Here is a 19,776-nt window from a genome sequence, read left to right on the forward strand (position 1 = left end):
TGTGGAGGGAAAGCATATGACGAAATTCAAAATGTACAAATCCACGGGAGAAGATGCATTGTTTGTATCCGTGTCCCAGGATCAATTGAAATCGCAGGACTCCGGCTTGGAGACAACGACTATCCTTTTGGATGATCAGCAAACATATCAGGAAATGGATGGTTTCGGGGCATCTTTTACTGACTCATCTGCCTATCTGATTAACCAGGTATTAAGCGATGAGCAGAGAGCGGAAGTCATGAATCGGTTGTTCCATCCCGAGGAAGGCATTGGATTGTCGGTCATCCGCAATCCGATGGGAGCTTCAGACTATGCCAGAACGGTATACAGCTATAATGATCTGCCAGAAAATCAAACGGACCCGGAATTATCCGGGTTCAGCATCGCACACGATGAAGCGGATGTTATTCCTTTGACTCAGAAGGCTTTGGAGTTAAATCCTGAGCTGAAGCTGTTCGCTTCACCTTGGAGCGCCCCGGGCTGGATGAAAACAAGCGGCTCGATGATTACAGGTCAATTGAAAAATGAGTGGTATCCGGCATATGCGGAATATTTTGTGAAATATATCCAAGCCTACGCATCCCATGGATTGCCTATCCATGCAGTAACACCACAGAATGAAGCACTTTATGAACCAGGTCATTATCCAGGCATGTTAATGCCAGCTGAAGCACAAGCAGACTTTATCAAAAATCATCTCAAGCCGGCTTTGGTCAGAAATGACATTCAGTCCAAAATCCTTTGTTATGATCACAACTGGGATCGTCCGGATTACCCGCTGACCGTGCTTGATGAGGCGGCAGAAGAGGTAGATGGAGTCGCTTGGCACTGGTATGGGGGCGAAGCCTCGGCACAAACAAAGGTGTATGAAGCTTTTGCCGGTAAAGAGGTACATTTCACCGAAGGATCAGGAGGAGAATGGATCCCTCCATTCGAACAAGCTTTTTCCAATGTGATCAGAACAGGTATTGAGATTCTTCGCAATTACAGCAAATCTTTTGTGCTCTGGAATATGGCACTGGATGAGAACAACGGTCCTACCGTTCCTGGCTTCGGGAAAAGTACATGCCGCGGCATTGTGAAGGTTAACCAGCAAACGAAAGAGCTTACCTATACACTGGACTATTATGCTCTGGCTCATTTCAGTGCATTAATTCGTCCCAAAGCTGTACGTATTGACTCATCCTCCAATGAGGCATCCATTCGTTCCGTTGCCTTCAAAAATACAGACGGTTCAATTGCTCTCGTGCTTTTCAATGACGGAGAAGAAACAGGAAATGTGCAGGTTCAGCTAAGAGAAGAAGAACTGTTAAGTTTCCAACTCGAATCCAAAAGTGCTTTGTCCATTTTGATTAACCAAGAGTAATCATGTTGTAATGAAAGAAAAGGCGATACTCTGAGAATTAACTCAGAGTATCGCCTTTTTATATTGCATCCAGTGAGCCTATACTCTTTGGATTGCTAGATTTGGTGTTCCTCCACTCTCATCAATAAACAGAACATACTTATTTCCACTAGTGCCTGTTAACACAAGACCCGGCTGGTTAAGTACACCGGGATTATAATATAACAGTTGCTTTACAAGCGGCAAGGCAGCTGGAAGAGTCGGCTGATTCATGGCCATTAACTGCGTCGTTGCTTTTACACTGTCGCCCGCCTCGATAACCCCACCTACACCTAGGTGATTTGTAATGGAGGAGCTGTCGTTAATCTGCAAACTGCCAGCAACCGTCTGGTCTCCGTTCACCTGCAGGTCCAATCCAATCGTTTCATTACCGTTCACCTGCAAATCCTGATTAATGGTCTGGTTTCCTGTGACAAGAATGCTATCGAATGTTGGCAATCATATCAACTCCTATCTGATTTAATATATTTTATGAGGACAAGAACCGGATGGACACGGGGTTGTGGCACATTTAAAGACACGGATGAAGCCCATCTTTGAGTAGTTAAACACCTAAAAATCAGTCGATAGAAACCTAGCCAAAGACAGATGCATATTGTAGGCAAAGAGAATCAATCCGTGTTTCGTGATGGGAGGGTATGGTCATCAAAAAAAGGAGAAGTACGCCAACAAAGTCCCGAAAGAATCGGCGCACTGTCCAGCATCCCAATAAGGTGTACCTTAGACAAATAAACGCAACATTGAACCGTAAACTCAAATCAATCCAGCATCATCTGGTTGTACAGCAATCGGACTTACAGCAGCATCTTATGAAAATAATTCAAGACGGCAAGGAACAGACCGTGGAAAGTAAAGACAGCAGAGCAGTTTCAGATTCTCCCCGTGTTCAATATAAACAGTTGAATGTTCTCCTGATAACTCCTGCTATGGAAAGAGAGAGCTCTGCGAACTCTATTTTGATTGAACAGAGCTTGAGGCATCTGGTCCAACATGTCAATGAGATCAAAACGATCCAGCCAGTGGCAGATCACACTTCAGGACAGCAATTAGATTTGATTCTAGTCCTGCATGGAGAAGATGTTCTATCGAATCAGAATTTGGAAGCAATGAGCGCATCCTCAGCCAAAAAGGCAATTTGGCTGTCGGATCAGTCGGATCTAAAACAGATGGAATCGATCATCCCTTTTTTTGATTATGTTTTTACACCGAATTCCGCTGACATTCCCTCCGATCAGCATATGGGGAATGTCTCATGTCATGAACTTCCTTTTCCACCGAATCCCACAGTGTTCTGTCCACAGGTGGTGGGAAGAGAATACGAGTCCGATGTCTATATCATTGGGGATGCACATCCTGGTAGCTGTCTGTACGCTCTTGCCAATCATGCGTGGTTATGGGATAAAAAAGTGCGAGTTGAGGGAGAGGGTTGGAAGGATTTCGGTGCATTTGTGCCTGTGCAACCTCATGAGCTTCGGGAAAAGTTGTACAACGGCAGCAAACTTGTTGTTCAGGACAACTCATCCGCGAGACGAATCATGGAAGTAGCGGCATGCGGCACATTTCAACTTGTTTCGGCTGCCTCAAGTGGTCCTGAGAACACGGATGCATTCAAACGCTATGCAACCATTGAAGAACTCGTACAGAAGCTTGGACATTATTGGGACCATGTGGAACAACGAAGATTGGCTGCCTCCCAGGCACTTTCTTATATGAAGTACAATCAATCCTACCTTCATAAATGTTTGCAACTTATGGATATTATTTTCCAATGAATTATGTCTTTTAATTGGAGGAGTCCTACTTGAAGCTTATTGCGTTACATTTGCCCCAATTTCATCAAATTGCGGAGAATGACAAGTGGTGGGGAAACGGATTTACAGAATGGACGAATGTAAAAAAAACAATCCCCCTGTATCCGGGCCATTTGCAACCCAGGAAGCCGTTGCATCAGAACTACTATGATTTAACAGATCCCAAGGTGCGCAAATGGCAGGCTGAGACAGCCAAAAACTATGGAATATACGGATTTTGTTATTATCACTACTGGTTTAAAGGCAAACGATTGCTTGAGAAACCGTTTGATGAGATTTTGGACAGCGGAGAACCGAATTTCCCTTTTTGTTTGTCATGGGCCAATGAAACATGGACACGAAAATGGGACGGACGCGAAGAGGATATTCTTATTTCGCAAGACTACGGGGATGAGAGCGATTGGAAAGAACATTTCGATTATCTGGTCAGAGCGTTTAAGGATAAACGATACATCTGTGTAGAGGGAAAACCGCTATTTTTGATCTATCGGCCTGCCAGCATCCCTCGATGTCAGGAAATGATTCATTATTGGCGTAGGCTTGCGATAGAACACGGGCTGGAGGGTATCCATTTTGTGCAGACGATAGGCGGTTTTCCTACATTTAATTCTCCTGTCTTTGACGCTAGCATGGAATTTGAGCCCCACTATACGTTTGCGCATGGTCACATGAATGGAATATGGATTGAACTGGACATCAAGGGGCAGAAGCACATTGTGGTGAATTACGATAAAGTATGGTCATCCATTCTCGAAAGAACACCGCACCGAAACGGGGAGGTCGTATATCCTGGTGCATTTGTAAATTGGGATAATACGCCGCGCCGATCGATTGATGGACAGAGTACAGTAGGGTCAACACCTGAAAAATTCGGATTGTATTTATCGCGACAGATAGCGAGAGCCAAGGAATTGAACAGGAGTGGCTTCCTGTTCGTCAACGCATGGAATGAGTGGGCGGAAGGAGCGTACCTTGAACCGGATGACGATTATGGGTACGCCTACTTGAGAGAGGTCAAAAGAGTAGTTGAGCAAGGAGCGGGAAAGCGCAGCAAGTTATGACAATGGAGTTCCCTTGTGGAGCTCCGTTTCATTTGGCTGTGGGCAATCGATCATCTCTTTCACTGTTCTTCCTATGATTTGTTTGCGGTACTCCGTTGGATTAAGACCTGTATGCTTTTTAAATTGCCTTGAGAAATAATATAAGTCACTAAACCCAAGGTGTTCGGCAATGGCAGTGACTGTTTTTGACGTACAGGTCAGAAGTTCTTTTGCCTTATCCATTTTTTTGCTAGCAATATAGTGGATGGGGGGTACGCCGATCCGCTGTTTAAAAAAACGAATAAAATAATTGGGATGCATGTAGGCAATCTGAGCCAGATCCCGTACAGAAATGTTTTCTTCAATGTTGGAATCGATATAGGCCAGTATGGCAGAGATTTTTTCCATAACAGACACATTTATATAACTAATCTGTTCCTGATCCAGATGCATAATGTAGTGTGACAATAGCTCTATTAACTTGCTTTTTGCCATCATATGCGCATAGACTTCACCTGATCGGGCGTAGTCAAGAATGCTGTTGAATATTTCCTGTATCAGCTCGGGCCGATCGAATGTACAGAAGTGGGGGAAATTAAGAATTTGAAATAGGTTGATGCCCCCCACTCTCGCACTGAAATGACACCAGTATTTGAGAAAAGGACGATCACTGATGGCTGAGTAAGATTGCGTAACCCCCTCAGGCATTAAAAAAAGCTGTCCCGGTGCTGGGTAATACTCCTGATCACCAATCTTGAGCCAGCCCTCGCCTTCACAGATCAGATAAAATTTGCTGTAATCGGGAGTGTAATCAAGGTCCCTCCAATCCGTATCGCAGCGATTGAAGTTGACCATGAACAAATCAACCTGCAGATTGGATAAGTGGTTCGTGAGCAAGTTCTTATGATTCATTATCCTCAACTCCCTACAAAGGTTATTATTGTCCATCCTAAAGTTAACGTTCTGCATGTCTATCCGCGGATCATGCCACTACAATACAAGTGGATATGATAACGGAAGGAATGAGAATGATTATGGATAAAAATGAATATTTGCAACAGATCGAAGAGACCATTGCCGAAGGGAAGTATAAGGACAATTGGAATTCCCTTAGCGCATTCGAGGTTCCCGAGTGGTATCAGAACGCTAAGTTCGGTATTTTCATTCATTGGGGCCTTTACTCGGTCCCTGCTTATGATAGTGAGTGGTATTCACGAAATATGTATATTGAGGGCTCCAAAGCTTATGAACATCACCTTAGTGTTTATGGCCATCCGAAGGATTTTGGCTATAAGGATTTTATTCCGATGTTCCGAGCAGAGAAGTTCGATGCAGATGAGTGGGCTGTGCTTTTTAAAAAGGCAGGAGCCCGTTATGTGATGCCTGTAGCCGAACACCATGATGGCTTTCAAATGTACAAAAGCTCCTTCTCTCACTATAACACAGTTGAAATGGGACCCAAACGTGATCTGCTGGGTGAGATGAAGGTCGCGTATGAGAAGCAAGGTCTTATCTTGTGTGTTTCGTCACACCGCGCTGAACATTGGTTTTTCATGTCTCATGGAAAAAACTTCGATTCAGATATTAAGGAGCCGCTCAGATGTGGGGACTTCTACTGGCCTGCCATGCCAGAACCGGATCATCATGACTTATATGGCTCCCCTCCAACGGATGAATATTTGGAAGATTGGTTGATTCGTTGCTGTGAACTGGTGGATCAATACCAGCCGAGCGTTTTTTATTTTGACTGGTGGATCCAGACGGCGGCGTTCAAACCATACTTGAAAAAATTCAGCGCCTACTACTATAACAAAGGTGAAGAGTGGGGCATTCCGGTAGCGATTAACTATAAACATGATGCTTTTATGCTTGGTTGTGCCGTTCCGGATGTGGAGCGCGGACAATTCGCCGATCTGAAGCCGTATTTCTGGCAAACCGATACGGCTGTCGCCAAAAATTCCTGGTGTTATACAGAAAACAATAACTATAAAACAGCGGATGAGATCATCAGGGACCTCGTTGACATTGTGAGCAAAAATGGTAGCCTGCTGTTGAATATTGGACCAAAAGCAGATGGCAGCATCCCGGATGAAGACAGAGATATTTTGCTCGCTATAGGTCAATGGCTGGAAGTGAATGGGGAGGCGATCTATGACACGACGTTCTGGCGGACGTATGGGGAAGGGCCGACCGAGGTGAAGGAAGGGCAATTTACAGATGGAGAGACCAAGATCTTTACAAGTGAGGACATTCGTTTCACTGTAAAAGAAAGCTGCCTTTATGCCACGGTTATGGCCTACCCGGAGAATGGGATCGTTCATATTCGTTCGCTGAAGGAAAACTCTCATCATTTCCATGGATTGATCAGGGATATTCAAGTATTGGGCTTCGACGAAGAACCGGAATGGAGCAGGACGGAGGAGTCCTTGACGATAACGACAAGGAACGTGCATAGCGGCTCACCCGTCGTATTTAAATTAGAACTGGATTAAGAGGTGAGATCGAAGGGCTATAACCAACAGTAATACGTACTGGTTATAGTCCTGTTCTTTGTGCGATTCTGTAATGGATTACACTCGTTTACGGGTTGAAGAAGGGCGTCTTGTCCATTGTATATCCCGTTCGCAGTTAGAAATAATCGAGCTACATACAGAATACATTTAATGTAAACGTTGTTACGGATTGAGAAAAATGGGGTATACCCATTCAGAATCAGTCCGTTAATATGGGGAGGGAAAAGATTGTTGAGAATAAGAAAAATCGTAAGTACGCTGGTGCTGTTCAGTTTCCTAATCGCTTTACTGCCAGGCACGACGACAAACGCAGCAACCAATTGGAACCTGGTGTGGAGTGACGAATTCAATGGAAGCTCTCTGAATACGTCGAATTGGTCTGCGGAGATTGGTACCGGTAGCAGCGGATGGGGAAATAATGAATTGCAGTACTATACGAATCGCACCGAGAACCTGCAAGTTACAGGTGGCAATCTGGTCATCACTGCACGCAAAGAAAATTATAATGGCAGCAGCTATACCTCCGCACGAATCAAAACCCAAGGCTTGAAGGATTTTACTTACGGAAAAGTTGAAGCACGCATCAAGCTGCCGTCCGGTCAGGGGCTGTGGCCTGCTTTTTGGATGCTGGGAAGCAACATTAATTCCGTCGGCTGGCCTAAGAGCGGAGAGATCGACATTATGGAGCGGGTCAACAATAATGCATTTGTAAACGGTACCGTTCATTGGGATGCTAACGGGCATGCCGATTATGGAAAGATATCGGAGAATCTTGATTTTTCCCAATTTCATGTATACAGCATCGAATGGGATTCCAAATATATAAGATGGTTTGTGGATGGCAAACAATTCAATGAGTTTTACATCGAAAATGGAACAGGCAACACCGAGGAGTTCCAACGTCCGTTTTTCCTTCTGTTGAATATGGCTGTAGGTGGGAATTGGCCTGGCAGTCCTAATAATGCGACACCTTTCCCATCACAAATGCTGGTGGATTATGTGCGGGTCTATCAAGCAGCGAGTACACCGAACATTGTCAGCGGAGGCCTCTATACGATCGGTTCCAAAGCAAGCGGTAAAGTGTTGGATATCGTGGATGTATCCACGGCAAGTGGAGCCAAAGTACAACAATGGACCAACTACAGTGCGAGCAACCAAACGTTCAGAGTCGACAGCACAGGGGATGGTTTCTATAAACTCACGGCTGTTCACAGCGGAAAAGTTCTGGATGTGCCTAACTCAACAGCATCACCAGGCGTGCAGCTCCAGCAATGGGATGATAACGGCTCTAACGCCCAAAGGTGGAGCATCCAGGATGCGGGTAATGGTTACTATAAAATCATTTCAAAGGTGAATGGATTGGCAGTAGATGTGTCGAGCTCTTCAACGGCAGATGGGGCTGCAATCCAGCAATGGAATGATAATGGTACAGATGCACAACGATGGTCGTTTAACAAACGGTAGGCAGCTATCCCTGTGACTGCACAGACTCGTCTATTGTTGGTGTTCTCGGCGACGGCTACCGGACTCACACTCGTGAATACCGTTGTCGGTTATACAAGTGGTCGCGTGAATATTAAAAAATCAATCAGATTAACGGAGCGGGACCGTTTATAGATCATTTGAAGGAAATGCATATTCAATACTGTGATGAGATTACATCCGAGAACGATCGTACTCTGATCGGTAGTCCGTTATTATACTTTATTTCGTCTGCGGATTTGATCCCGGACTATCTCTTTCCGATTGGTTATCTGGATGATGCCATCGTTGTGTATCTGGTGTTGGATCGTCTGAAGCAACGCTTATGACAGGATTGGTTTGGAAGAACCCAAAAGAACGGCGCGAAGCTTCTCGCATCGTTCTTTTTGATGTCCGAATGAATCAGATATAGTTAAAAAGGACTGTTTGGATCAATCGAAATGTCAGAGTTTTCGTATTTGCGAAATGAAGTTGAACTACAGAGAGTCATTAGACTTATGAAAGCATTATAAAGGCTTATTTTCTATATTTTTCTATAAAAGTGCTTGTATATCTCATTTTATGACTCTATAATATACCATAAATATACAATTTGATTCTAAATTTTATATTATATGTAAGTTTAAGAGTTTGTTTGTACATAGATCAAGAAATCTCCTGTTCTACCCAGGTCCATAATACTCCCATATAAAGTATGCGTTCTTGCTAACGCCGGTGGTACCCTCCTTAATGCATGCGAATATACTTCCGCTCACAAGATGGATTGATCTCAAATCCATTTCTTCCATATACGCTGAAATTGGCTATCTAATAATCTTTCACATTCGATGTAATTTAATAACCTGCCCTGTAAAGGAGGTGAGGCTTGATGTAAATAAACACAATCAGTCTGTCCAGTTGAGGTTGTTTCATCGATTTATTCAAAGAAATGGATACAGTGAATCACTGTATTACAAAAACCGGGTAAAGGGAGTGGAAAAGTTTGATAAAGATGAATCGTTTGCGCAAGCCGCTTTCCATGGGCTTGTCGCTTCTCCTTGCATTATCTATCATTCATCCGGTTTCAGCTGAAAACGCCGCATCGCAGAAGATCGACATGAAATCCAGTTCGGGCAAAATCACCACCTCCAAAGTCAACGCAAAGCTGAGCAAGGAATTTGAGAGCAATGATTATGTTACTTATCTGGTGAAAATGAAAGAACAGGTAGATACAGCCTCAGTATCCAAGCTAGCCTTGGAAAAGGCGACAATTGACAAGCAAACGGCTTCGGCAACGAAATTGTCCGTGCGAAGCACGGTTGTCAGTACGCTGCGGGAAACGGCCTCACGATCTCAGTTCACCCTGGAAAGTTTTCTTGAAAAGGAACTTGACCTTGGCAAGGTCAAAGAATATAAAAGCTATTTCATCGTTAATGCACTCGCAGTAACGAGCACGAAGGAAGTCATGGAACAGATTGCACTTCTTCCCGAGGTGGATAAAATACTGCCTAACGAGCAGCGTTATATGCAGAAAACCGAGATTAGTAGTGAAAGTGCAACAGCTGCTCCAGCAACGGAGTCTGCCAAGGCGCCAGCCAAAGAGGCTGATAAGAAGGAAAGTGCAGCTGCTAACGATAAGAGCCTGCAGACAGAGAACGTTGAATGGAACATCGATTCTATCAACGCGCCTGCAGTCTGGGATAGAGGAATCGACGGTACAGGAATTGTTGTTGCCAACCTGGACAGCGGGGTTGATTATACCCATCCGGCCCTCCGCAGCAAATGGAGAGGGCTTGATGCTTCGGGAAATATCGTTGATCCCGAGCTGAGCTGGTATGATCCCCATAGTAATGCCTCCCTTCCTGCGGATGGAGACGGTCATGGTACACATACCATGGGTACAATGGTAGGCTCCGAAGCGAACGGCACCAACAAGATTGGGGTTGCTCCCGGAGCAAAATGGATTGCTGTTCGGATTTTTAATCCGAGTACGACCGATGCCATTATACTGGATGGCGGGCAATGGCTGATTGCTCCAGTAGATGCTGAAGGAAACTTGCACCCCGAGCTTGCCCCGGATGTGGTTAACAATTCCTGGGGTGGTGGTGCAGGATTGGATGAGTGGTTCCGTCCAATGGTACAAGCTTGGCGTGATGCACAGATCTTTCCGGAATTCTCAGCCGGGAATGTGACACTAACGAATCCGGGAGGTCCAGGTTCAGTCGCGAACCCTGCGAACTATCCAGAGAGCTTCGCTACGGGAGCAACGGATATCAACGGGAATCTGGCTTCGTTCTCCCTACTGGGTCCTTCCCCTTATGAGGAAATTAAGCCGGAAGTTTCGGCTCCAGGTGTTAACATCCGTTCATCTGTTCCGGGCGGAGTATATGAGGGTGGCTGGAACGGCACGTCCATGGCAGGCCCACATACCACTGCACTGGCCGCACTCCTGCTTCAAGCCAATCATTCCCTTACGGTAGATCAGTTGGAGCAAATTATTATGGATACAGCGACACCGAGAACAGACAGCCGGTATCCAACTTCGCCCAATAACGGCTACGGTCACGGTATTATCAATGCACTGGATGCTGTGGGCTCCGTCCTCGAAGGTATAGGCACGGTATCCGGCAGGGTTGTCACAGCAGGTGACGATCTGGAAGCACCGGTCCTGGAACATACGCCTGTAAATTCTGCTTTTACAGGGCTTGATATTCCACTTACTGCACGTGTTACCGATAATGTCGGTGTAACCACAGTGGAGGCTTTTGCCAAAACAACGGGCACGAGCCAATACGTATATCTGCCGATGAATCGAGTAGCTGGGGATGCCAAAGATGGAACTTACACAGCGACAATTCCGGCATTTCTGATCGAGTCACAAGGCTTGGAGTACTATATCCGGGTCAATGATTATGGCAATAACGGATTCGAGAGTAAAGTTTATAAGGTCTCTGTCTCCAATGGAGTTCAGCCTGGGTATCTGCAAGACTTTGAGGAAGACAATCTGGGCTTTACCTCGGGCGGAGTTGGAAATACCTGGGCATGGGGAGTGCCAACGAGTGGACCGGGAAGTGCTTACTCTGGTGACAAGGTGATTGCAACCAATCTGACAGGGACATATGCAGCCAACAGCAATGCCTACTTGCTCGCACCACCAATTGATCTTACCGAGAGCTCTGAGGGAGCGTTGTTATCCTTCAAGCACTGGTATGATTTGGAGAGCAATATCGATTTTGGCAAAGTGTACATTGCAACAGAGGATAGTGACTTCGTATTTGAAGAGGCATTGAGCTTTACAGGTGCCGGTGGAGGCTGGAAAACGCAATATATTGACTTACGTGACTACGCAGGTCAACAGGTGTTTATCAAGTTTAATCTGACCAGTGACAATTCCGTTCAAAAGACGGGTTGGTATATCGATGACTTTTCAGTACAAGCTCCAGATGATATTGCTCCGGGAGCGCCAAGCGGATTGTCCGCTTCTGCCGACATTCTGGGGAATGTAAACTTGTCCTGGACGGGATCGGACGATGAGGATCTGAAATCCTATAACGTGTATCGTTCAACGAATTCCGGCTCAGGTTATGAATTGCTCGGAAATACATCTGCAACGACATTTACGGATACGGCTACAGTAACAGATTCGACTTATTTTTATACGGTAGCCGCTGTTGATCATAGTGGCAATGAGAGTGACAAGTCGAATGAGGTATCCGTGACCGTGGAGGTCCCTGAAGATATCTTCATCGATCACTTTGATGGTAACAGTGACAATGGGTGGACTCATTCGGGCACCAAGGATGAGTGGGAACGCGGAGTTCCCGTCGTTGGACCTGCCAGTGCAGTTTCTCCGCCGAATGTATGGGCAACCGATCTGGACAGCAACTATGAGAATGGTTCTAACTATTCTCTGGTATCGCCAGTCGTGGATCTAACTCAGGTGGATCAAGCTACGCTGACGTTCAATCATTGGTATGAAATCGAAAGTGGATACGATTACGGTTATGTTGAAGCCACGAAAGACGGTGGTAACACATGGTCGGAGCTTGGTAAATTCTCTCATTCTTCAGATGGAAAACAATGGACTCCAGTATTCTACGATCTGGCTGCATTGAAGGGGAATGAAGTTCAATTCCGGTTCAGATTGACTTCGGACAGTAGTGTCGTCAAGCAAGGCTGGTACATCGATGACTTCCGCATACTGGGTATCGCCGCTGAGACGGTTACGAAAGATACGGCAGTTGTTCTGAACAGCGACAAACCTAAGCCGGAATATGATACTTCTTGGTACAAAATTTCAAGTACGGACAAAGCTGAATTCAATAAAACCAAACAGGAACAGCCCGAAGTACAGAAACCTGGAACAGGCTCTGTAACGCCTCAAAGCTTGCCTGCAAGTGCTACGGTTACCGTTCTGGAAACAGGACGTTCAGTGAAGACGGACCCGACGACAGGCAAATACAGTTTCACTCACGTGGCTGGTGATTACACGTTGAAGGCTGAGGCCTATGGCTATTATCCTCAAACGAAGACGGTAACCATCACGGATGGAAGTGGAGCAACAGCCAACTTCAATCTGGAAACCATTCCTCAAGGAAAGATTGAAGGTATTGTGAGCGATGAGCGGACAGGGAAACCTATCTCTGGAGCATCCGTCCTCGTGTTGGAAGATGCTCAAGTAGGTGCTGTACGGACAGGAGCAGACGGTAAATTTGCTCTGGATGTTTTGGAAGGAAGCTATACACTGTCGATCATCGCGACGGACTACTATAGCAAAACTGTAAATGTAACGGTACCTGGAAACGGTACAGTCGAAGCGAAAGTTGCCTTAAAACCATTTATCGGATTTCCTGGTGAAATCGCTTATGACGATGGAACGGCTGAAAATGCAAGAGCCTTTGTGGCCGCAGATAACGCATGGGCTGTACGTATGACGCCAGAATTGGAGACAGCACAGCTTACAGGTGCATCACTTCGATTCTGGAATACACAATGGCCAGTACCAGGTGGAACAGCATTCAAATATGCCGTCTATGATGCCACTGGCTCAGAGGGAGCGCCAGGCCGATTGCTGGCAGGACCGTTCGATGGTACGGCATTACGCAATGATCAGTGGACAACCGTTGAATTTCCTGAACCTGTAGTGGTACAAGGTGATTTCTATATCGTCTATGTACAGACTGCTGTCGGAACGAGCGCACCGGGACTCGCAACCGATGAAAATGGTGTGAATGCAGGCCGGAGCTGGCAGCGTGTAGGTGGCGTATGGAGTACTGCACCAGCAGAAGAGGGTAATTATATGATTCGTGCAGTGGTAAAATATCCGGTGAATGCACCTGTACTGACGCAACCAACGAACACCTATACCAACCAGCCGACATTTGATGTATCGGGAACTTCCCCAGCTTCTGGGGCTCAAATTAAGATATATAACGGGAAAGAACTAGCCGGAACAACGACAGTGGAGAATGGAAAATTCAAGCTGAATGTTAAACTTCGTGCAGGGGTTAATGCCATTACTGCTGAGGCTGTAGTTAACGGCAAAACGACAGATCGCTCCCTTCCAGTTGTGATCATCTTGGATCAGACAGCACCTGTGTTAACGGTCCTTACACCTGAAGAAGGAAGTCAAACCAACACGGAAGTGGTTCATGTAACGGGCAATGTACAGGACCAATTCCTCGACAAAGTGACCATTAACGGACAAAAGGTGAAATTGGAGCAAGATAGAAGCTTTAATCACCGCGTACTTGTAAATGAGGGCAAGAACACGATTACAATTATAGCGACAGATATTGCAGGCAATAAAACAACCGTGACCCGGACTGTGTATGTTGAAACGTCTTTGCCTGAACTAACCAATATCTCTCCGGCTGAGGATGTACGCATTGTGGCAGGAGAAACCGTAACGGTTTCGTTCAATAGTACCCCCAAATTACAGGCTTCTTTCAGGATTGAACTGCCATCCAATTTGAGCACACAGGCTGGCGCAGAGATTCCATTGGTGGAGACAGAACCTGGTCATTATACAGGCACCTACACTACTGCTTCTACGCTGGTACTTGAGGGTGGAGTGATCGTGATCCGTGCTCAGGATGCAGCAGGGAACAAAGTCGAAGTAGAAGCACCCGGACGGTTGTTCGTATCTGCAGCAGAAGTTCCGGACGCGAATGTGCCAGTTGACGAAAATCTGTTGCCATAATTGAAGCACCACAGAGATGCTTATAATCCAGTTTCAAATTGAAACGGGAATGATAATTTGAAAATGTTAAATTGAAAAGCCGACAAGCCCAAAAATACGGGTTTGTCGGCTTTTTGCGTGTAAATTCATGAAGTATTGCCTAAGATTCGTTCAATGATATTGCATATGATGCATCAGCTTGATGTACCAGCGAGATGTGTTGGATATGAAGACGGGAGGAACGAACTGTGGGTATTGAGAAATCACAACCATTAAGAAGCATATGGCTAAAAACAAAGCAGCTTATCAATAATGATTCAATAAAACCGTTCATACCTGATACACAAAAGTTTAACAAGGTGAATCTAAAATCTATGATAGCCAGATATGGGATGTTATATATCAAGCCTGAAATAGGAACTCATGGAATGGGCGTAATAAAGGCTGAGATGAATAATCAACAGGATTTTGCGTATCAGATGAACCAAAAGCGTCTGACGTTTAATAGCTTCGATTCATTCCATAAAAGTCTTGCACACGTTGTGAATCAGCGAAGCTACCTCATTCAAAGAGGAATACATCTGCTAAAATACAATAACAGGCGCTTTGACATCCGGGTCATGGTACAGTTAAGCCCAGAACAGCAGTGGGAAGCAACGGGGGTTATCGGTCGACTTGGACATTCCAAAAAAATAGTAACCAACTATCATAACGGCGGTCAGCCAATGGATATTCATAAGCTTCTGGAATCTCATGTGTCCACAAAGCGCAGAAATGAACTGATTCAGGAGATGAATAAGCTGGGTGTTGGGATAGCTCGTCATATGAATAAGAAATACAAGCGATTGAAGGCAATTGGCGTGGATATTGGACTGGATCAAAGTCTGACACCCTGGGTCATTGAAGTGAATGCCAAACCGGACCCTTATATATTTAATCAATTAAAAGATAAGACGATGTATCGCAAGGTAATCCGGTACTTCCGCCATACAGATCATAAGCCATAAAATCTTCAACCTAACGTTGGACAGCCTAGATTCCGAACGGTTACATGCAGAGAAAGCTTCCTATCCTCACGACTTTGTGAACAGGAAGCTTTTTTGCTTGTTTTCTTAAGAAGGTCATTCTGATTCATGTCGTAATTTTATATAGTTATTGTCGTAAGTTCCTATTAAAATTAGATCAGGTCTGTGTTAATTTATAGTTAGATGTCAGAATATCATATAGTATGGAGGTTAATCATAGTGACCATTCGAATAGGTAAAATAAGCTTATGGCACGTACATGCCTGGGATTATATTAAACAGGCTCAGGAGCACGAAGATACGGTGATGGCTGCTGTATGGGATGAAGATGCCGCGCGTGGACAGGAAGCTGCTGAACGTCTGAATGTACCATTCTATGCTTCGCTTGAAGATATGCTGGCACAGGACAACATCGATGCCGTCATTGTAGATGCACCGACACGTCTTCACGAAGAGGTGATTACTGCTGCCGCGAAAGCGGGCAAACACATTTTTACAGAGAAAGTTATCGCTTCAACGATTAAAGAAGTAAATACGATCATTTCGGATGTACAGGATAACGGAGTGAAAATGACGGTTTCTTTACCGCGTTTGAACGATGGATATACATTAACGATACAAGATGTTCTGAAACAAGGGCTACTTGGTAAGGTGACTTATGTTCGTGTGCGTCTATCCCATAACGGTGCAATTGGCAATTGGCTGCCTGAGCATTTTTACGATCTGAAAGATTGCCAAGGCGGAGCATTAATTGACCTCGGTTGTCATCCGATGTATCTGACGAATCTATTCCTGGGTCAAGAAGTGACAGGAGTAAATGCTAATTTTGGATATGTTACTGGAAAAGAAGTGGAAGATAACGCGGTTGCCACGTTATTTACAGATTCCGGAGCAATCGGTGTAGTCGAGGCTGGGTTTGTGAACAGTCATTCGCCGTTTGCGATAGAGGTTCATGGTACGGAAGGCACACTGTTATATGGAACACCAGAGGATAAGTTGCTAATCCGTACGAATGTTGGTTCAGATCAACAGAAAGAATGGACGGAGATTCCTTTGCTGGACAGAAGAGAAAGCGCATTCAGCCAGTGGGTATCCCATATTCAAAATGATACGATTGCTACCGAGAATTTGCAGACGGCTACTCAGTTAACTCGCCTGATGGAGGCGGCCAACCTTTCTGCGAAGGAAGGGCGCAAAATCTCCTTGAAGGAGTTACAGGGATAGGGTATTGGGAGGTGCCGCATTGAGCCGATATCCTTTTGAGAAGATGCTTGAACGACAGGATATCCTGGAAAGGCTGGATGTCTCGATCCTGTGGGGACACTACGAAATACGCGTTCTGCGATTTCATCTGACTTCTTTTCCAGCAGGCAGAATCGTTGATTTTCATAACCATGCGGAATTCGAGTTACATTTCATCCCTAGAGGGAAAGGGAAAGTCATTTTGGGGGATGAGATGCATCCGCTCTCTGAAGGCATGCTGTATTTAACAGGTCCGGGTCTTGTTCATTATCAGGAGGCGGATTCCCAAGAGGCCATGGATGAATTATGCCTGCACGTGGATATCATTGAACATCCCAGAGAGGGTGTAGATCCGTGGGAGGCAGCAGAATCAGAGGAAACGATCGAAAAGCTTAGAACACTTCCTCTTGTTCCGGTACATGATTATCATCGCGCGATGAACTGTTTCCTGGAAGCCTATGAGGCTTGTGACCGTAAACTGATCGGATATTACACGTCTATTAAACAGCAGGTGATCAGCATTCTACTGAAGACCGTCCGAGCCTACGATATCGGGGGAAATCGGGCGGAAGCTCCTGTGCGAGACATGTCTGTGTATAGATACGATTATGCCATTCAGTATATGGAGGCGAATCATCCCTCAGCAGTAACGCTGGAGAATGTAGCCGAGAAGCTGCATATTAGCAGCAGACAACTGCAACGAATCTTTTATCAGGTTCAGCCGGAAATGCCTTTCAGCCGTGTGTTGGAGGATATTCGCCTGCGCGCGGTGTGCCGCAATCTGGAAGAAAGTAATGTTTCTATCGAACAAATTGCCCTGGCTTCAGGGTTTACCAATGCGAATTATTTGCATGCTGTTTTTCGCAAGCGTCTGGGGATGACCCCATCGGCTTTCCGTAAAATGAAACAACCAAACCAAAAGTGAGGGTGATTAGATATGAGTAAAACGTATCGTGTAGGAATTATTGGCTGTGGCGGGATTGCAAACGGCAAACATCTGCCAAGTTTGAGCAAGCTTGATAATGTAGAACTGGTTGCTTTTTGCGATATCGTTCAGGAACGTGCAGAAGAAGCCAAAGAAAAGTATGGTAGTGCCGAAGCACAGGTGTACACGGATTATCAAGAATTACTTCAGGATGAAACGATTGATATTGTTCATGTTCTTACGCCAAATATCTCTCACGCAGAGATTTCTATTGCTGCACTGGAATCCGGAAAACACGTTATGTGTGAAAAACCAATGGCCAAGACATCTGCTGAGGCGCAAAAAATGCTTGAAGCAGCCGAGCGTACGGGTAAAAAACTGACCATCGGATACAATAACCGTTTCAGAGAAGACAGCTTGTACCTGAAGCAAATGTGTGAAGCTGGCGAACTGGGTTCGATTTACTTTGCCAAAGCACATGCAATCAGAAGAAGAGCGGTACCTACTTGGGGTGTTTTCCTTGATGAGGAGAAGCAAGGCGGCGGACCGTTGATTGACATCGGTACACACGCACTTGACCTGACACTGTGGATGATGGATAACTATCAACCAAAAGTTGTTCTGGGCACAACTCATCACGAGCTTTCACAAAGAGAAAATGCAGCGAATGCATGGGGCCCATGGGACCCGAAAAAATTCTCCGTTGAAGATTCCGCTTTCGGTATGATCGTAATGGAGAATGGCGCGACGATCATGCTGGAATCCAGCTGGGCGCTCAATTCACTGGATGTGGATGAAGCGAAATGCAGCTTGAGCGGAAGCGAAGCGGGCGCGGATATGAAGAATGGTTTGCGCATCAATGGCGAGAAATTCAGCCGTTTGTACACCAACGAAATTGAGTTGAGTGCAGGTGGGGTTGCTTTCTACGATGGAAAGAGTGAAAGTGCACCGGATGTAGAGATGAGAAAATGGATTGAAGCGATCGATAAAGATCTGGAGCCAGTTGTAACTCCTAAACAAGCTTTGGTAGTTTCACAGATCCTGGAGGCACTCTATGAGTCAGCTCGTACAGGTAAAGCCGTATATATGAACGAATCCAATTAAGCTTAGTTTGAATTTAAGAGCCCTTTGTCTTGATTCTTGAGGACAGAGGGTTTTTTGGTGTTTTATACGCTATCGATTCGTCTATACCATTCTCTACTTCTGAACGTATGATGAAAAAACATATATGTGCAGAAAAGAGGGTATGTCATGACAGCAAATAAAACGGGAAACGGTGTCTCCATTATTGTATGTACCAATCGGCCACAATTCTTTGACAACATCCTGCAAAATTACAATCGACAGCGCTATAAAGCAAAAGAGCTTATCATCATTTTGAATCATGACAGCATGAATCTGCAATTATATCAAAATCGTGTTCGAAAACATGCGAATGTTAGCGTCTATCAAGTACCAGAAAGCATATCGCTTGGACAAAGCCTGAATGCCGGGATTACCCGAGCCCAATTCCCGTTGATCGCCAAATTTGATGATGATGACTACTACTCGCCATTTTATTTGAAAGAACAAGTAAATGGACTAAGAAGAACGAAAAGCGATATTGTGGGCAAACATTCGTGCCTCGTTTACTTGGGTGCTTCAAAAACACTGCTGGTTAGATCACCCAAAGAAAAGAATAAATATGTGGAATTTATACAAGGCGGCACACTTCTGTTCAAAAGGGAGATATTAAAGAAGGTCCGATTCACGGATCGTTCCATTGGAGAAGATGTAACCTTTCTAAGACAATGCAGAAAAAGAGGATTCAAAACCTATGCTACGTCACCATATAACTATGTGTATCACCGGAGACAAAATAAAAAAAGTCATACCTGGAGAGCAGATGATAGCTTTTATCTGGAAGGAAGCAAACGGTTAGCAGTCACGGAAAATTTTAGATCATATGCAGATAAGGAATTATAGAGGGAACCTGATTGAAGTACTAGCTAAACACATGTATGGAGTCAAAAAGCCGCGATTTTCGCGGTTTTTTTATTAGAAGTAGCAACGTTTTTTAGAAAAAAGTGACTTGACTTTTGCAGACGTTTAAGCAGGTACTTGACAGCCGTATGGTATATTATAAAAAGTTCTTTAATGATGAACACATGATAATCTACAAGATGGGGTGTAC

The 19,776-nt window shown here is 45.0% G+C and carries 14 protein-coding genes and 1 pseudogene; 13 read left to right on the forward strand and 2 right to left on the reverse strand.

Features of this window, described 5'->3' with window-relative positions; all coding sequences use genetic code 11:
- Positions 1–16 precede the first annotated feature (16 nt).
- Complete coding sequence (locus HP548_RS20745) at positions 17–1,366, forward strand: glycoside hydrolase family 30 protein (protein WP_099854416.1); 1,350 nt, start codon at positions 17–19, stop codon at positions 1,364–1,366.
- 78 nt (positions 1,367–1,444) lie between these two features.
- Here HP548_RS20745 and HP548_RS20750 read toward each other — a convergent pair whose 3' ends face one another.
- Positions 1,445–1,843 carry a hypothetical protein gene (locus HP548_RS20750; protein ID WP_099854414.1) on the reverse strand — a complete coding sequence of 133 codons (399 nt, stop codon included), beginning with the start codon at positions 1,841–1,843 and terminating at the stop codon, positions 1,445–1,447.
- Between the two features lie 302 nt (positions 1,844–2,145).
- Between HP548_RS20750 and HP548_RS20755 the strand changes: the two genes are divergently transcribed.
- Complete coding sequence (locus HP548_RS20755; protein WP_175382697.1) at positions 2,146–3,177, forward strand: glycosyltransferase family protein; 1,032 nt, start codon at positions 2,146–2,148, stop codon at positions 3,175–3,177.
- A gap of 29 nt (positions 3,178–3,206) precedes the next feature.
- Positions 3,207–4,277, forward strand: coding sequence for a glycosyltransferase WbsX family protein (locus HP548_RS20760; RefSeq protein WP_175382698.1), 1,071 nt, complete (start codon positions 3,207–3,209; stop codon positions 4,275–4,277).
- Here the strand turns inward: HP548_RS20760 and HP548_RS20765 are convergent.
- Positions 4,272–5,168: an AraC family transcriptional regulator gene (locus tag HP548_RS20765; RefSeq protein ID WP_175382699.1), complete on the reverse strand. Its 897-nt coding sequence runs from the start codon at positions 5,166–5,168 to the stop codon at positions 4,272–4,274. The genes HP548_RS20760 and HP548_RS20765 overlap by 6 nt on opposite strands.
- A gap of 116 nt (positions 5,169–5,284) precedes the next feature.
- On the opposite strand from HP548_RS20765, the gene HP548_RS20770 reads away from it, so the two are divergent.
- The 10 genes and pseudogenes from HP548_RS20770 (at position 5,285) to HP548_RS20815 (ending at position 19,568) form a co-directional block, all read left to right on the forward strand.
- Positions 5,285–6,748: an alpha-L-fucosidase gene (locus HP548_RS20770; RefSeq protein WP_246318146.1), complete on the forward strand. Its 1,464-nt coding sequence runs from the start codon at positions 5,285–5,287 to the stop codon at positions 6,746–6,748.
- Positions 6,749–6,997: 249 nt separating this feature from the next.
- Entirely contained in the window at positions 6,998–8,233 is a 1,236-nt protein-coding gene (locus HP548_RS20775) for an RICIN domain-containing protein (RefSeq protein ID WP_099854406.1), read from the forward strand.
- A gap of 12 nt (positions 8,234–8,245) precedes the next feature.
- Positions 8,246–8,386, forward strand: a complete 141-nt coding sequence (locus tag HP548_RS20780) for a hypothetical protein (RefSeq protein WP_175382700.1) — start codon at positions 8,246–8,248, stop codon at positions 8,384–8,386.
- Positions 8,371–8,580 (forward strand): annotated as a pseudogene (locus tag HP548_RS20785) (YkvA family protein); the annotation flags it as partial. The gene HP548_RS20780 and the pseudogene HP548_RS20785, both read left to right, overlap by 16 nt.
- A 653-nt stretch (positions 8,581–9,233) precedes the next feature.
- Positions 9,234–14,432, forward strand: a complete 5,199-nt coding sequence (locus tag HP548_RS20790) for a S8 family serine peptidase (RefSeq protein WP_175382701.1) — start codon at positions 9,234–9,236, stop codon at positions 14,430–14,432.
- Positions 14,433–14,659: 227 nt separating this feature from the next.
- Positions 14,660–15,418 (forward strand): YheC/YheD family protein, encoded by a 759-nt coding sequence (locus HP548_RS20795; RefSeq protein ID WP_175382702.1) that lies wholly within the window; start codon positions 14,660–14,662, stop codon positions 15,416–15,418.
- A gap of 237 nt (positions 15,419–15,655) precedes the next feature.
- On the forward strand, positions 15,656–16,660 hold the full coding sequence (locus HP548_RS20800; RefSeq protein ID WP_257219399.1) for a Gfo/Idh/MocA family protein: 1,005 nt from the start codon (positions 15,656–15,658) through the stop codon (positions 16,658–16,660).
- Between the two features lie 19 nt (positions 16,661–16,679).
- Entirely contained in the window at positions 16,680–17,603 is a 924-nt protein-coding gene (locus HP548_RS20805; protein ID WP_246318147.1) for an AraC family transcriptional regulator, read from the forward strand.
- A gap of 12 nt (positions 17,604–17,615) precedes the next feature.
- Positions 17,616–18,707, forward strand: a complete 1,092-nt coding sequence (locus tag HP548_RS20810) for a Gfo/Idh/MocA family protein (protein WP_076288366.1) — start codon at positions 17,616–17,618, stop codon at positions 18,705–18,707.
- 147 nt (positions 18,708–18,854) lie between these two features.
- Complete coding sequence (locus HP548_RS20815; protein WP_076288367.1) at positions 18,855–19,568, forward strand: glycosyltransferase family 2 protein; 714 nt, start codon at positions 18,855–18,857, stop codon at positions 19,566–19,568.
- The last annotated feature ends 208 nt before the right edge of the window (positions 19,569–19,776 follow it).

This window comes from Paenibacillus taichungensis, from assembly GCF_013359905.1.
GTDB lineage: Bacteria > Bacillota > Bacilli > Paenibacillales > Paenibacillaceae > Paenibacillus > Paenibacillus taichungensis.

Excerpts from the sequence above, each read along its gene's own strand:
- HP548_RS20745 (WP_099854416.1), top strand. The coding sequence starts at position 17 with ATGACGAAATTCAAAATGTACAAATCCACGGGAGAAGATGCATTGTTT.
- HP548_RS20765 (WP_175382699.1), bottom strand. The coding sequence starts at position 5,168 with ATGAATCATAAGAACTTGCTCACGAACCACTTATCCAATCTGCAGGTT.
- HP548_RS20770 (WP_246318146.1), top strand. The coding sequence starts at position 5,285 with ATGATTATGGATAAAAATGAATATTTGCAACAGATCGAAGAGACCATT.
- HP548_RS20810 (WP_076288366.1), top strand. The coding sequence starts at position 17,616 with ATGAGTAAAACGTATCGTGTAGGAATTATTGGCTGTGGCGGGATTGCA.
- HP548_RS20815 (WP_076288367.1), top strand. The coding sequence starts at position 18,855 with ATGACAGCAAATAAAACGGGAAACGGTGTCTCCATTATTGTATGTACC.